A 15,173-nucleotide genomic window follows, 5' to 3' on the forward strand; every position below is an offset into this window, starting at 1 on the left:
GTTAAATTAGGATTTTTTAATGTATATGTTGCCATTAAGAGTTTCAAACTTGAAAAGCTTGCCGCCCTTGCCTACACGTATGGCTGTGTTTTTATTCATTTTATAAATAGTGCCGTTATTGTTTTTACTCTCGGTTTTGGTAATTTCGGTAGGCAATACCTCGGTATCGGGGAAGTCGGTAAAAAACTGGCCGTTCATGCTTTTAAATTGCAGGTTAGCCTCAAAATTAGCCGGGTAAGTCACCTCCATTTTGCCATTTATAGTAGAGTAGCTGGATGCATCCTGCGGGATAGCCAGGTAGTTCACAATTACGGGGCCATTTACGGTGCGGGCGTCGGTTGCGCCTTTTGCGTTTACAATAGTGATCGGCCCGTTTACGTTGCCCACTTTTAAAGCGCCGTATACATCCTTCACATACATATCGCCATTGTTTACGGTGGCTACCCTGATGTTCATATTATTGGGCACTTTAACGGTATACTCCAGTTTTACAATATAGTGGCGCCTTTCGTTATCATCATGATAACGCGAGCCACGATCATGCGGCCGGCTATCATAAGGGGCGGCGGTATAGGCAATAATGCTATCGGCCTTTTGATCGAACCCCAGCTTAAATTCCTTTTTGGCTAATTCCACATCTTCTGGCTTGTCGCCCATAATGGTTTGGTCAATTTCTATGATAACCTGGTTACCGCTGTAACCCTCCACCTTCACGCTGCCGAATACATTGTACAGGGCAAGCACGCTGCCTGCAGCTGGTTTTTGCAAGGTGAATTGCTTGCTGATGTGTTCCGTAACTTCCGGACCGCCTGATTTTTTTTGGGCATAAGCATGGCCCCATCCCGCTAAAAGCGCGATTAAAATTAATTTTTTCATGATATGTTATTGGTTTTAAATTAAACTGTTAATGGTTTCTTTGATCTTGTTGCGGACACCGTGGTCCAGGTTTTTTTGTTTTAGTAATTCCTTAAACGAGCCTACCGAACGCTTCTCCTGTAGTTTCAGCATCACATCTGCAATGGCCGATTGCATCAGTGGCGATTCCTGTTCGGTGATAGATTTGATCAGCCCCGCCCTAACCTCCGGATGGTTGGCCAGTTGGGTCAATGCATCTAATGTGCTGAGGCGTACGTTCACATTCGGGTCATTATTCAGCGTGGCTAACAGCGCATCAATCACCTGCTGATCTACATGCTTGATCTCGCTGGTATAACTCACCCCCTTGATCCGCTCGGATGCTGATGGATTTTCCAGCATGGATAGCATCATGGTTTGTTTCAACTCGTGCACCTGGTCGCTTAATTCGGCCAGTTGCTTATTCTGCTGGCTGCCTTTGCCCATGCTGAATACCCAGTATCCGCAGGCAAAGCTTACCAAAACAATTACCAGGTTATAAGCCATCGGCATGCGTGGCTGCCATTGCCACAGCGTGCTTATTTTTTCCCTGATGCCGGTCCACAGGCTGTTTTTGCCGGCTACTTCTTCCTTATAAGTATCCAGCATAGCCTGAAATTTTACCTGCATATGTGCTGATGGGGCAGGGGTTTCCATTGTACCCATTTCCATCCAAAGTTCCTTCATAGCGGCCAGTTCCTCGCGGCAGCTTTTGCAGCCGCTCAGGTGCTGTTCCAGCTTCAGGCGCTCGGCCGGTGGCAGGTTTTGATCTATCCAGCCGGTAAACAGTGCTTCATATTTTTCGCAATCCATCGTCGTATCTCTGTTTAACGTTCAATTTTTGTGTATATCTCTTTTAGCTGGCATAAAGCCCGGTGCACCCGCACCTTAACCGCGCCCTCGCTAATATTCATTATCTGCGCAATTTCCTGGTGTTTTAGCTCCTGGAACCTGCTTAATGATAGTATCTCGCGTTCATCATCGCTCAGCCGGCTCATGGCCCGCTGTAAGCCCTGTGCTGCCTGCTTCCTGTCCAGCTGCTCCTCTATATTGGTGCTGCCCGGGATCCAGTCGGCCATATCCTCTACGCTATCCTTAGCCATCACCAGTTTTTTGCGTTTACCCTGGTCTTTCAGCACATTGCGGGCAATGGCATACATCCAGTGGATAAATTCGCCTGCGCCGGTGAAGTTGTGGCGGTACTTCAGCATTTTATAAAATACCTGCTGCACCATATCTTCACTGGCCTCGCGCTGGTAGGTCATGTGGTAAAGGAAACCATATAGCTGGCGATGGTAGCGCTGAAACAGCAGCCCCATCCGGTCCAGGTCGCCGGCCTTTACCTTAAGCATAATCGCATTGTCGGTCAGCTTATCCAATGCGTTTTGTATTATGGTTATTCATATATAGCTCTGTAAACTCCGGTTAAAAAAAATGGTTACAGGAAATTTAGGAAAAAATGTGTGAACCGTTAATTTTATTTGATTTAGTTGATTGCGCTGATAATAGGGGAGGGCGATATCCGGGATAATCAACCTATTCCAGTACTGTAGCTTTGGCATGTTCACGATACTCACGCCAATAGTGAGAGAACATCCGTGAACGCACCGTGAACACCCTTTTGCGACAAAATTGCGCACCGACCTGTTTGTGCCACCGTTATCTCAATACTTATTATAGTTTTGTTTAACACTATACCCACCCTAAAACCAAAATTATGTTATATCACAAACTCAATGGATTACGGATCAAAATTAGCAACACCAACGACGGCGAGGTTTACTTTGTTGATGAGGGCAAGGCGCGCCACATTCCCGACGTGGAAACCTATAATGCCATGTTCAATAATTGGGATTTCATCTGGACAATCAGCTTTTCCCAGCACAATATGATTGACATCGGTAGACCGATCCCAAAAGGCGGTTACCCCATTTTCCACTGGGGGCCTGATTTCTACTTTGACGACTGGAGCTCTGATCTATCATCAGGCAGCCGTCATATCGCCAATCCGCAAACCATGCTGTATTGCAATTTCAAAAGTGATACGCCAAGTCCTTCCCAGGATCCCAGGGAGGATAGCCGCGGCCTGGGCTCGCCCATCGCCTGGGTCCCCGTGGATGGAAACCGCGTGATGGCTGGAAATGCCATGTATCTTATGGATCGCGGACAGAAGCGGCATATCAAAGATCCTGCAACTTATATCAGCCTTTTCGGCGATACCGAGGCACGGGTAGCCGACAGCCTTGATGATATCCCCTCGGGCCCCGACATCGCAACCCCATCTACCCGCCTGGTAAGAGTAAGCGACATGCCTGATCAACAAACATATCTTTTGGACAACGGTTTTAAACGCCTGATCAAGGGCGCTAATACGATGTCTTATTATAGCTTTAACGGAGGTACGGTTACCGGCATGAGCTGGGCATACCTCTTGGAAATCCCCGACGGCAGCCCTATAGCATGGCCAATAGATAACTCCATGTAATAATTTTTAGAACGATGCCTTCGTATTGCGATTTTTTGCATATGCGTTAACTAAAACAAAGTAAATATACCCAAGATGTCGCCGAGCGACTCTTTTGCGCAGTTGTTCATGCAGCCGCCCGGCCGGAGGCCACAAGTGTCCGGAAGATTCTTAGTTCCCTCCCACGGGGAGGGGTGCGGCTGATTGTGTTGTGGCAGGGAGGGGTTTCTACGCTTGATGAAACCTCTCCCTACACCCTCCCGATGGGAGGGAATCGCACAATCCCCCTCTTTTTTTAATCTTCCGAACTCTGATAGGCTGGAGCCGGGCGAATGCATCTGTGTACCCCCGCGTTAGCGATAGGAGCGGATACCGGCCCTGCGGCTAAGGCCCTGTGCAGTATGAGCGGATAGCGCGGGCCGCAGGTAACGCACTAAAAGAGATTTGTTAATTGGTGATTAGAGATTAGTTGCATTGGGGTTAAACAGACTACGAGATTGCCACGTTGTCCCCTTCACACTATAGCCCTCTCTGACTCCTCGCAATGACAATAAGTAAAATATATTGCTGATAATCAATGTATTTCAAATAAATACTACTAAATCTATAGATTTTATTTGTTTTTATAAAAACGGCCCGTATATTTGTTGCCGTAATCGTTCTTTATTTACTTATCCAGAAAGACTGAGGGAAAGGCCCGAAGACGTCTTGGCAACCTGTACCGGCCCTGTGTGGCGGTAATAAGGTGCTAATTCCTGCTCCGTTACCAAACGGGGAAAGATAAGCGAGTGAATACTACCCGCCGTGTTATACGGTTCTCTCTCTTTCGGCTTTCGCGGATAAGCAAGCAACATCAAACATTAATTTTAAGATAACAATTAATAAAGTGATATTAATTAGTTTTGAGGTAAGCAACCCATTAACAAATTTTTATATCACACATTTAAACACGAAAGACATGAGTTTACGATTAGGCGACGACGCGCCAAACTTTAAAGCCAAAACCAGCCAGGGCGAAATAGATTTTTACGATTTTTTAGGCGATAGCTGGGGAGTATTGTTTAGTCACCCGGCCGATTATACCCCGGTTTGCACTACCGAACTGGGCCGTACTGCAGCCCTGAAAGAAGAATTTGCCAAACGCAATGTAAAGGTTGCGGCGTTGAGTGTAGATTCGGTAGCATCGCACAAGGAATGGATAAAGGATATCAACGAAACGCAAGACGTTGAGGTAACTTTCCCCATTATTGCCGACGAAGACCGCAAGATAGCCGAAGCTTACGATATGATCCATCCCAACGCGTCGCTGAACGCCACGGTAAGGTCGCTGTTCATCATCGGGCCGGATAAAAAGATCAAACTGATCATTACTTACCCGGCATCAACCGGTCGTAATTTTGTAGAGATTTTACGGGTGATAGATTCCCTGCAGTTAACCGCTTACCACAGCGTAGCCACCCCGGCCGACTGGAAAGACGGCGAGCAGGTGGTGGTGCTGCCATCTATTAAAACCGAGGATATCCCGGCTAAATTTCCGAAAGGGCATACGGTGATCAAACCTTATCTGCGCCTAACGCCGCAGCCGAATAAGTAATACCAAAGCCCAAGCCCCCGGCCCCCTAAAGGGGGAGGATGGAAGGTAAAGCTGTGCAAGGCTTTAAAAATCTCCCCCTTTAGGGGGCCGGGGGGCTTAGGGGCTAAAAATATACGTGTCTCCTTTAGTAAAGTAAAACTGTGCAAGGTTTTATGAAGTCTTCTCCGCCGGTATCAGGCGGAGAGACTGGGGGGAGTTGATCAAATCAAACCAACAATATGAAAAAATTACTATTATCCGCACTATTTGCCGGCAGCGCTTTATTAGCCCTGGCACAAACCGCCCCGCCAAAACCGGCAACAGCCGATATTGACCGTGGCTATAAGGTAAAGGTAGGGGATCAGGCACCCGATGATTACCAACTGGTATTATCGGACGGGCGAAAAACATCGTTAAAAGAATTGCGGGGCAAAGTAGTGGTGTTGCAGTTTACGGCCAGTTGGTGCGGGGTTTGCCGCCAGGAAATGCCGCACCTGCAAAAGGAGGTTTGGGAAGCCAACAAGGATAAGGATTTTATACTGATTGGCGTTGACCGCGATGAACCGCTTGATAAGATTAAACAATTCCAGCAGGATATGAAGATCACTTACCCGCTGGCGCTTGACCCCGGCGCTGATATATTTGGACGTTATGCCGATAAAAAGAGCGGCGTAACCCGCAACGTAGTGATTGACCGAACCGGCCGCATTGTATACCTTACCCGTTTATATGACCCTGCCGAGTTTAAGGCCATGGTAAAGATAATTAATGCGCTGGTGAACAAAACCGGCGTTTAAAGACTCCCCCTTTAGGGGGCTGGGGGGATACGGTCAGATGGCCGAGTGGTGAGGCGGAGGTTAGCAAAACCTTCTACGGTGGTTCAACTCCATCTCTGACCTCTCAAAAAATCAAATCGAAATGTTATTGAATTTGATATTTTATAAAAAGAGGAAAAAAAGTTTTAATAAATACTATAAAGTCTATGGAATTAGTATACATTTGTAAAGAAGATCAGAACATGAAATATTTTAACACCATTTACGGATTAAGCCGCTGTTGTAGCCCGGTTGACATCATCTGAATAAATCGGCCGGAAGGCTATACGTTTAATTTCTATTATCAAAATACATCATGTTAGCTACTACTATCCCCAATACAAAATATCCTTTTTTCGATCTGTCCGAAATTGTTACCGAACCCGATATAACTTTTCGCCCGTACAAGCCCTTAAGGCCGGTACGTACCGGTAATTACCTGCCGGGGTTTACTTTGCAGGCGGCCTATGCCCGATGGCAGCACTTTTTTAACGGTGCCGAAACACATGGCGCCATATTGTTAAGGCAATTGCTCAGCAAACCGCTGGTGATTAGTTTTTACTCGCCGCAATGGCAGCAGCACGGGCTGGATCAGTTAAAACAACTGAACGCTATCCAGTCCGAAATTAAGGCCAGTGGGGGCAACCTGCTCATTATTACAGCCGAAAAAGAACCCGCGTTAGAAAAACTGGTATGGGAAAATAACCTGTCGCTTAATTTTTATTTTGACGCCAATTATGAAATAGCCCAAAGCCTGCGCATTTATGCCGACAGCGACCCGGTATGGAACCGTTTTTCGGGTATTGATACCAATGTGCCGCTGCTGGCCACCTATGTGCTGGATGCCAATAAACAGGTAGTGTACGATCAGGTAAGCCTCGATCTGGGCGAAACCATCTCCACCCGGGAAATTATTTCGGCTGTTTACGGCGCCAGTTTATCGGGGAATTTGAAGAAATCGGCGTAAGTACTAATTCTTACAACATGTCATTTCGAACGATAGAGAGAAATCTTCTACGCGCGATAGGTATGGTGTATAAGATTTCTCCCGCTGGTCGAAATGACACAGGGAATTAAAGAGCTCTCTCAATTTTAGGTTTATAATTGTTTGTTTGGTCAGAAGCCCCGGAAACGGGGCTTTTTACTACAATGATTAAATGTAGAGGTGTTCCATTTTGGTAGGGTGTATTACCAAATAAAAGTGGTATTTTTATCTATCGTTCAGCTATCACCCACTCAGATCCCTTAAATAGGAAGCAAATCGCTTTTTTTTATCAATTCAAAAACTTATGGCATAGTTTTAGCGTAAAAATACTATGCGTGCATAATAATTATTAAATTAGCTGCACCAATTGTATAACAAACACCATTTAAAATGATCACAATAATCCATACCCTGGTAATGCTTGGCCTTGTTGTATTGCCTTTATTAAGAAAAACTGCAAAAGCAGGGAAAAGTCCGGTTGTATATAAAAACAACCATGATATTACCAACGCCCACTATGCCGTAAACAGCAATGGTTACCTTGAAAAAATATCAGGTAATAAGGTGCCGGGCAACGTTATCGATTAAGCATAATTAACGTATCAGTAAGCCGTACTTACATTAAGCCCTGCTAAGGGGCTTTTTTTATGCGCAATAATGCCGTTTTGCAGGTAATAAGCATCCTGAAAGCTATCCTGACCGGCTTAAAGGTTTGGATTTTAATGCTTAGTGTTGTACACTTGCATTAGTTTTTCATAGCTAATTCACTTACCTAAAATTCTATATTTTGAAAGTAATACACAGCGTACATCCCGAAGATTTTAAAGCTTACCAAACCACGCAGATCCGCGAGCGTTTTTTGCTGGACGGCATTGTTGAGCCGGGACAAATTAACCTGGTTTATACCCATTACGACCGCATGATCGTCGGCGGCGCATCACCACTTGGTACCGAACTGGATTTGGGCAATTACCCTAACCTGCGCGCCGAATACTTTTTAGAGCGCCGCGAGATAGGCATCATCAACGTAGGCGGCGATGGTACCGTTACGGCTGATGGTACTGCTTACAACGTAAATAAACTCGATTGCCTGTATATTGGCAAGGGCACCAAAAGCGTAAAATTTGCCAGTGCCAGCGCTGATGCACCGGCCGTATTCTTTATCCTGTCGGCACCTGCCCACATGACTTACCCAACGGCACTTATGACTAACGAAGATGCCGTTAAGGTACATGCCGGCGCTACCGAAACCGCTAACAAGCGTACCATTAACAAATACATTTTCCTGGATGGGATCCGTAGTTGCCAGCTGGTAATGGGCTTAACCATTTTAGAACCAGGCAGCGTATGGAACACCATGCCATCGCACGTACACGATCGCCGGATGGAAGCATATTTCTACTTCGATGTGCCAACCGGCAACAAAGTAGTGCATTATATGGGCGAGGGTAACGAAACCCGTCATATTATGATGAACAACCATGAGGCTGTAGTATCACCACCGTGGAGCATCCACAGCGGCAGCGCTACCAGCAACTATAAATTTATATGGGGTATGGCCGGCGAAAACCAGGATTATACCGATATGGATCCGATAGCGATCCCTGATTTAAGATAATTATCACACAAAAAAGAAACACAACATAGTGGAAAATAACTATTCGTTAGCCGGTAAGGTAATTGTAGTGACCGGCGGGACCGGCATTTTAGGCAAATCGTTTATTGATGGTATTGTGGCAGCCGGTGGTGCTGTAGGCATACTGGGCCGTAACAAGGAAATAGCCGAGGAACGCGCGGCAGCTATTAACGCGGCCGGCGGTAAAGCCATTGCTTTGGTTGCCGATGTTTTAAACATAGAAGACCTAACCGCTGCCAAAGACAAAGTATGGGCCGAGTTTGGCCGCCTGGATGGTTTGGTAAACGCAGCCGGCGGTAATATGCCCGAAGGTGTTTTGCAGCCCGATCAGGATATCTTCAGCATGAACCTGGATGGAATGAAACGCACTACCGAAGTAAACCTTTGGGGAACAGTGATCCCAACCCAGATCTTTGGCGAACTGATTGCTAAAACAGGCGGCGGCAGTATTGTAAATATCTCATCCATGAACTCTAAACGCGCTATTACCAAGGTATTGGGTTACAATATGGGTAAGGCGGCTGTTGATTGCTACAACCAATGGTTTGCGGTGGAGCTGGCTAACCGTTACGGCGATACTATCCGTATGAACGCCCTGGCGCCGGGTTTCTTTTTAACCGAACAAAACCGTAACCTGTTAACCAAACCCGAAGGCGGTTATACACCGCGTGGCGAAGCAGTTATTAAGCAAACGCCGTTCAAACGTTTCGGCAGGCCTGATGAATTGATTGGCGCGCTGGTATGGCTGTTAAGCGATGCATCGGCCTTTGTAACCGGATCGATGATCTGTGTAGATGGCGGGTTCTCGATATTTGGGGGCGTGTAGAGACTAATCCTTTATGTCATTTCGATGGAGCCGGGCGGGTTAGTGCGATGGCGCGAAAGAGAAATCTTATACGTTTGATAAGCCTATCGTATAAGATTTCTCCTCACCCTTACACACAACCTACGCAGGTTCATCGAAATGACATTGTGTTTAATGTTTTTGAGAAAATATAAACCAAACTATAAACCAAATATGAAGAACCTTTTAAAATTATCGGCTTTAATAGCCATTTCGGCGGTGCCATTTATGGCTAAAGCCCAAACTGTAACACTGGATTACTACTTTAACCACGAGGTACATAAAACCAAAGAAGGGGTTGAAGAGCGCTTCCATTATATATGGGAAGAGAAAGATTTGAACGGCTACTCAAATTGGGGCGATGCTTTTGTAAAGGAGGGTTTCAAGCTTAAATCACTGGAAACAGCGCCAACCGTGGCTAATTTAAAAGGAACGGATATTTACATTATTGTTGATCCGGACAGTAAAAAGGAAAGCCCTAACCCCAACTACATTATGCCCAAAGATGTAGAGCAGATTGAGCAATTTGTAAAAGCCGGCGGTGTGTTGGTAATGATGGCTAACGATAGCGCCAATGTTGAACTGCCGCACTTTAACACCTTAGCCGCAAAATTTGGAATGCATTTTAGCGATGAGTTGCACAACCATGTATTAGGCAACAAAATAGAAAGCGGTACCATGATAGTAGAAGGCAACCCGCTGTTTAAAACCGCTAAAAAGATCTATATGAAGGATGTTTGCAGTATTGACCTGAGCGGCCCTGCAACGTCCTTATTAAAGAATGAAGGTGTTACTATCATAGCTACCGCAAAATACGGCAAAGGCACCGTTTTAGCCATTGCCGATCCATGGCTGTATAACGAGTATACCAACGGCCACTTACCAGTTGATGCCCATTATGATAATGACAAGGCCATTACCGATGTAACGCAATGGTTGGTGAAGCAGGTGAAGAAATAGCCCCCTAACCCCCTGAAGGGGGAATGATGTGCAGATGCGTGGATATGCAGATGTGCAAATGATAGAAATAACAAGAAACGCCCGGCAAGTGCCGGGCGTTTCTTGTATAAAAACCTTGTCATTGCGAGCGATAGCGTGGCAATCTCGTCGCACGCAGAGTCGTTAAACTAATGGGTGTCATGCTGAGCTTGTCGAAGCATGGTGGGTAGGCCCTCCGCACGCACCCTTCGACAAGCTCAGGGTGACAGTCCTTCCAGGCTACAACAAATTCTCATAATCCTCCATCGTATCCACATCAATAGCCGCTGGTTTAAACGGTACGGTGACCAGCCGCTGCGGCGGATCGTCGAAGATCTGCCGGGCGCCTTTATCGCCTTTTAATTGGTAAAGCACTTCAAACACCTCGCGACTGAAGATGCAGGGTGCGCCTACTACATTAGCGAAAGCCGTGCCTACAATTACCTGGCTGCGGTGGTGCGCAAACATATCCAGCAGGTTGTTTAAGTGTTCGGTAGTGATGAGCGGCTGATCGCACAGCATAATCAGTGCCCCTGTAGTAGCGGGATTGGCACGTGTCAATGCCCTTAACCCGGTGTGGATAGAAGTAGACATGCCCTGCTGCCAGTTGGTATTATGGGCTACGCTGATATTGAGGCCTGCGCATTCTTTAAACAACTCGTCGTGCAGGGCGCCGGTTACTATTAGTAAGGGGCCTTTGGCACGGGTAGCCCGGGCTGTTTCCACTGCATGGCGCAACAGTGAGGTGTCTTTGTACTTTAATAGCTGCTTGGGCTGCCCCATGCGGCTTGAACTGCCTGCTGCCAGGATGATGGTGCCTGTATTATCCATTATTAGGTTTCTATCGTGAATTGGTGCATCTAAATTACGTAAAAAACCGCCATTGTAGCCATTGCGCACGGCAAGCAATTCGGCCATGATGGACAGGGCAATTTCATCCGCATTTTCGCCGCCAATATCTAAACCAATGGGGCTATGGATGCGCCGGTCAAGCGCGGCGGTATCTATCCCTTTTTCACTAAGATCATTCAACATCCGGTCGGTTTTTTTGCGGGGGCCAAGTATGCCGATGTAGGCCAGATCGGGCAGGTTGTTCAATGCTTCCAGCACGGCCAGGTCATAATGATAATTATGGCTCATCAACACGGCAAACCCTTGCCGGGTGGCGTATTGTTGTAATTCGCCCACACGGGCCACCTGCACCATTTCGGCTTCGGGGAAACGTTGAGGCGATGCCTGTAAAGGCCGTCCGTCAATCACCATCACCCGCCAGCCCAGGTTTTTAGCCATGCGCACCAGCGGCTGCGCATCATTACCCGCCCCGTAAACGGTTAACAAGGGGGCCGGCTTAATCATCTCTAAAAATACACGGATAATTGTGCCAGCATATTCATAATCCTGTACTGCCGATGCCTGGTTGTGTAATACCTCCCGCATATCCGGGAGCAACTGATCCTGGATAAAATCGGGATTGATCTGTCCGCTTTTTAGGGTTCCGTCGTTCAGTAACAATAAACGCTCGGCGGCAGGGGCTATGTTGCTATTGCTGCTTTTTAATATGGTTGCCAGTACCGATGCCTGTTGCAATTGAAAAGTTTCGCGGAGCAGTTCAAGCGGGTTATGCTTGTCGGCAAAATTAATGGGTTCTAATAAGATAAACACCTGTCCCTGGCAGCCTAATTGCGCGCCGTTTTCCAGGTCGTCGTCAATATCGGTGCTATCGTAAACAATAATTTCGGGCTTACCGCGATAAATGACCTGTTGCGCGCGCCGGCGGGCATCGCCCTCTAAACAACCGCCGCTAATGGTACCGGTGAGTTGCCCCTCGCTGGTTACCAGCATCCGCGCGCCGGGGCGGCGGTAGGCCGAGCCGTTTACCTCCACCACCGTAGCCAAAGCGCAGGCTTTGCCTAAATGGCGTTCGGCATCGTAAGCGGTTAAAAGGCGTTGCAGTTCGGACATGGTAATAATCTTGTGTAAAGATAATCAGCCTGTGCAGCATTATCAACAGGGCGGATATCAGGTATAGAACCACGGAAATGAAAAATATGTTGACGATTACAAAAATTATAAATATCTTAGTAACTAAGATATTTATTTGATAAGATAAATGAGTAAAAAACCAATGCAAGCCAGGATCGAAGCTATCAGTACCCTCGGTCGTAAGTTTTCGGACAGCACCATTCGGATGCACGAGGCAATTGCCCGTAAAGCGGGCTTATCCGGAACGGATCATAAATATTTAGGCCTTATTATCCGTCAGGGGGAGATGACCGCTGGCGAGTTAGCCAGGCAGACCGGTTTAACCACCGGCGCTGTAACCGGCTTGATTGACCGGCTGGAGGGAAAAGGATTAGTGCATCGTGCCTTTGATAAAAACGACCGCCGGAAGATCATGATCGTCCCCAACCAGGAAAAAGCCATGACCTTGCTTGCCCCGATTTTCGCCGGCCTGCAAAGTAAAATGGTGGATCTGGTCAGCAAACTGACCGAACAGGAAAAACAAATAATAGAAAAATATATGCTATCGGCTATGCAAATAATGGACGATGTAACCGACAGTTTAAAATAAAAAAAATGAATAATATAACCACCGAATACATAGCACGGGCCGAATTTTGGCTATTGATAACCACCCTGGTCTATTTTTTAATGAACGGCGCGCAGATCTTTGAAACCGCGGTCATCGTACCCAAATGGACAGCCGATCCACCGGGATCTTTCCAACTATTTAAAGGGAAACATGGCCTGGATCTCAAAACTTTTTGGATAGCCATACATTCGGTGCACGAGTTGACTTTTATAGCTGCCATTGCTTTTTGCTGGCAATTAGAACAGGTGAGGAATGGGCTGTTGATATTATTCACCATCCATTTTGCGGTGCGTGTATGGACGTTGGTTTACTTTGCGCCCCGCATTATCGAGTTTCAGCGTATAGCCAATACCGGCGAGCAAAGCGACAACCTGCTGGCCCGCGTCACCCGCTGGAAGAATTTGAATTACCTGCGGGTAGGGGTGTTTATAGCGGTATCGTTGGCTTTAGTGCCTTTGTTTTATATGGTGTTGGGGATGCGGATTAATTAATGAAGCTTATATTTATAAAAACTAATCTGCACAATGTATAAGCATAAAAGGTTATTAATAGCTACCGTTATATTGTTCGTACTCATCAACACAACCTACTTTTGGGAAGGCATGTTGGGTATGTTAGCCATGGTGCTGGTCCCGGTATTTGGGTTGGTTTTTATTGTTTTATTGATTTGCTTACTTAATCAATTGTACCTGGCGAGTAAAGAAAAATTTCGCGACTCGACGAGGTTATATCTTATAATCATCATGCTTACACTTTTGTGTTTAATAGCTTTTCGCCCTTTCGGGATAATCAATTACGAAAGCTATGAAAGTAAAGACGTGCTGACCGCAAGCAGGGGCGGTGTGGCCGGTTGCACTTTTTTGATCAAGCTTAAAGAGAATAAAACGTTTTACATGAGAAGCATTTGTTTTGGAGTGGATAAAATAAGCGGCACTTATACCCTTCGTAGGGATACGATCTGGTTGGCCTATTCAACCCGGAATAATGACAAGTATCAATTTGCCCTGTTAAAACCCTCTATTATATCCAACGATCGAAAGGATTTAGATATTAATTTATACAGATCGCCAAAAGATACTATCCCTTTTATAATGACGGTACGAAAAAATGAGTTGATTAAGAATAATTAAACTTTACAACCCACCCAAAGCCTGCCCCAAATCCCCAATCAAATAATCCGCATCCTCTAATCCTACATACATCCTGATCAGTTGGTGCCGATAGTTATCCGCCCGGTAATCGGCAACGGGAATGGTGGCTATAGCCGGGATCACCAGGCTTTCGTGCCCGCCCCATGATACTGCCATCAGGATATGTTGCAAGCTGTTGCAAAATTTTTCTATCTTTTGGATAGACGGCTCTTTCAGCGTAAAGCTGAATAAGCCGCCGCAGCCCTGCATTTGCTGGTGCGCAAGTTCGGCTTGTTTAAACCCGGGCATAAAAGGCCATATCACCTGGTCTACCGCCGGGTGTTGCTGCAGCCAGGCGGTGATGATCTTGCAGGTCTCAAAACTGCGTTGCAGGCGCAGGGGCAGGGTACGCAGGCCACGGATGAGCAACCAGGCCGTTTGCGGCGCCATGCCCGCGCCGATGTTCATGTGCTCTAACTCGAAGATCTTTTTTAACAGTTCGCGGCTGCCAGTTAATACGCCAGCTACAACATCTGAATGCCCGCCCAAATATTTGGTAGCCGATTGCGCCACCAAATCGATACCCAGCCGGATAGGCTGCTGGTACAGGGGCGAGCAATAGCTGTTATCAATCATCGTCAGGATGCCTTTGCTTTTGGCCAAAGCTGCTACTGCCACTAAATTCTGCAACTCATAACTAAATGTGCTGGGGCTTTCCAGGTAAATGAGTTTGGTGTTGGTTTGAAGAGCATCGGCAATGTTTTGCACCTCGGTACCATCTACAAAAGTGCAGGTAACACCAAAGCGGGGGAGTAGTTTGGTAAACAGCTTGATAGTCCAGCTGTAAGGATTTTCTATACAAACCACATGGTCGCCACTTTTAAGCAGGGCAATCACGGGGACGGCAATAGCGGCTACTCCACTGCCAAAAACCATGGCATCTTCGGCGCCATCCAGCGCGGCCAGTTTTTTACGCAGGATATTGATGGTGGGGTTGTTAGCGCGCGAGTAGATATTCTTGTCGTACTCATCGCTCAATCCCTCGCGGAAATCATTAACGGTATTAAAAACAAAATTGCTGGTTTGAACAATAGGCGGAGCAACAGCGTTAAAATATTGTGCGCGGTCTTCGCCAAGTTCGTTGAGTATGTAGGAGAGGTCCATGTATTAATTAAAAGCGATTAAAAAAAGTAGATATAGTATCGGGACAAAAAGCATAAATCCAAGTATCCTTAATTTGTTACGGATTGATTTATAATTG

The 15,173-nt window shown here is 46.5% G+C and carries 16 protein-coding genes, 1 tRNA gene and 1 riboswitch; of the genes, 12 read left to right on the top strand and 5 right to left on the bottom strand.

Annotated features, from left to right (window positions below; genetic code table 11):
* Positions 1-6: 6 nt before the first annotated feature.
* From AC07M6_RS00945 to AC07M6_RS00955, 3 genes are read right to left on the bottom strand one after another with little or no spacing between them, the layout of a single operon-like run.
* Positions 7-876, bottom strand: coding sequence for a DUF4097 family beta strand repeat-containing protein (locus AC07M6_RS00945; protein WP_494886802.1), 870 nt, complete (start codon positions 874-876; stop codon positions 7-9).
* A gap of 15 nt (positions 877-891) precedes the next feature.
* On the bottom strand, positions 892-1,707 hold the full coding sequence (locus AC07M6_RS00950) for a zf-HC2 domain-containing protein (RefSeq protein ID WP_494886803.1): 816 nt from the start codon (positions 1,705-1,707) through the stop codon (positions 892-894).
* A gap of 14 nt (positions 1,708-1,721) precedes the next feature.
* The gene (locus tag AC07M6_RS00955; RefSeq protein ID WP_494886804.1) at positions 1,722-2,273 is read right to left on the bottom strand and encodes an RNA polymerase sigma factor; all 552 of its coding nucleotides are present in this window, start codon (positions 2,271-2,273) and stop codon (positions 1,722-1,724) included.
* A gap of 338 nt (positions 2,274-2,611) precedes the next feature.
* On the opposite strand from AC07M6_RS00955, the gene AC07M6_RS00960 reads away from it, so the two are divergent.
* The 9 genes from AC07M6_RS00960 to AC07M6_RS01000 all read left to right on the top strand — a co-directional run bounded on the left by AC07M6_RS00960 (position 2,612) and on the right by AC07M6_RS01000 (position 10,171).
* Positions 2,612-3,379 carry a hypothetical protein gene (locus tag AC07M6_RS00960; RefSeq protein ID WP_494886805.1) on the top strand — a complete coding sequence of 256 codons (768 nt, stop codon included), beginning with the start codon at positions 2,612-2,614 and terminating at the stop codon, positions 3,377-3,379.
* Positions 3,380-4,026: 647 nt separating this feature from the next.
* Positions 4,027-4,145: riboswitch (SAM riboswitch) on the top strand.
* A 171-nt stretch (positions 4,146-4,316) separates the two neighbouring features.
* Positions 4,317-4,952 carry a peroxiredoxin gene (locus tag AC07M6_RS00965; protein WP_494886806.1) on the top strand — a complete coding sequence of 212 codons (636 nt, stop codon included), beginning with the start codon at positions 4,317-4,319 and terminating at the stop codon, positions 4,950-4,952.
* A gap of 218 nt (positions 4,953-5,170) precedes the next feature.
* A complete protein-coding gene (locus AC07M6_RS00970; RefSeq protein ID WP_494886807.1) occupies positions 5,171-5,728 on the top strand; it encodes a TlpA family protein disulfide reductase in 558 nt (185 codons plus the stop codon).
* A gap of 31 nt (positions 5,729-5,759) precedes the next feature.
* Positions 5,760-5,830 (top strand) — tRNA-Cys (locus AC07M6_RS00975).
* Between the two features lie 232 nt (positions 5,831-6,062).
* Entirely contained in the window at positions 6,063-6,713 is a 651-nt protein-coding gene (locus AC07M6_RS00980; RefSeq protein WP_494886809.1) for a redoxin domain-containing protein, read from the top strand.
* Between the two features lie 408 nt (positions 6,714-7,121).
* A complete protein-coding gene (locus AC07M6_RS00985; RefSeq protein ID WP_494886811.1) occupies positions 7,122-7,319 on the top strand; it encodes a hypothetical protein in 198 nt (65 codons plus the stop codon).
* Positions 7,320-7,518: 199 nt separating this feature from the next.
* Complete coding sequence (gene kduI / locus AC07M6_RS00990; protein ID WP_494886813.1) at positions 7,519-8,349, top strand: 5-dehydro-4-deoxy-D-glucuronate isomerase; 831 nt, start codon at positions 7,519-7,521, stop codon at positions 8,347-8,349.
* Positions 8,350-8,377: 28 nt separating this feature from the next.
* Positions 8,378-9,193, top strand: a complete 816-nt coding sequence (locus AC07M6_RS00995; RefSeq protein ID WP_494886815.1) for an SDR family oxidoreductase — start codon at positions 8,378-8,380, stop codon at positions 9,191-9,193.
* 192 nt (positions 9,194-9,385) lie between these two features.
* Positions 9,386-10,171, top strand: a complete 786-nt coding sequence (locus AC07M6_RS01000) for a DUF4350 domain-containing protein (protein WP_494886817.1) — start codon at positions 9,386-9,388, stop codon at positions 10,169-10,171.
* 258 nt (positions 10,172-10,429) lie between these two features.
* On the opposite strand, the gene AC07M6_RS01005 is transcribed toward AC07M6_RS01000, so the two are convergent.
* The gene (locus AC07M6_RS01005; protein WP_494886818.1) at positions 10,430-12,151 is read right to left on the bottom strand and encodes an XdhC family protein; all 1,722 of its coding nucleotides are present in this window, start codon (positions 12,149-12,151) and stop codon (positions 10,430-10,432) included.
* A 148-nt stretch (positions 12,152-12,299) separates the two neighbouring features.
* Between AC07M6_RS01005 and AC07M6_RS01010 the strand changes: the two genes are divergently transcribed.
* Genes AC07M6_RS01010 through AC07M6_RS01020 form a run of 3 tightly spaced genes read left to right on the top strand, consistent with a single transcriptional unit; the run spans position 12,300 to position 13,912 of the window.
* Positions 12,300-12,761: a MarR family winged helix-turn-helix transcriptional regulator gene (locus AC07M6_RS01010; RefSeq protein WP_494886820.1), complete on the top strand. Its 462-nt coding sequence runs from the start codon at positions 12,300-12,302 to the stop codon at positions 12,759-12,761.
* A gap of 5 nt (positions 12,762-12,766) precedes the next feature.
* A complete protein-coding gene (locus AC07M6_RS01015) occupies positions 12,767-13,273 on the top strand; it encodes a transposase (RefSeq protein ID WP_494886822.1) in 507 nt (168 codons plus the stop codon).
* Between the two features lie 33 nt (positions 13,274-13,306).
* The gene (locus AC07M6_RS01020) at positions 13,307-13,912 is read left to right on the top strand and encodes a hypothetical protein (RefSeq protein ID WP_494886823.1); all 606 of its coding nucleotides are present in this window, start codon (positions 13,307-13,309) and stop codon (positions 13,910-13,912) included.
* A 3-nt stretch (positions 13,913-13,915) separates the two neighbouring features.
* On the opposite strand, the gene AC07M6_RS01025 is transcribed toward AC07M6_RS01020, so the two are convergent.
* Entirely contained in the window at positions 13,916-15,076 is a 1,161-nt protein-coding gene (locus tag AC07M6_RS01025; RefSeq protein ID WP_494886824.1) for a trans-sulfuration enzyme family protein, read from the bottom strand.
* Between the last annotated feature and the right edge of the window lie 97 nt (positions 15,077-15,173).

It is taken from the genome of Mucilaginibacter sp. GW821-FHT07H05, assembly GCF_059418485.1.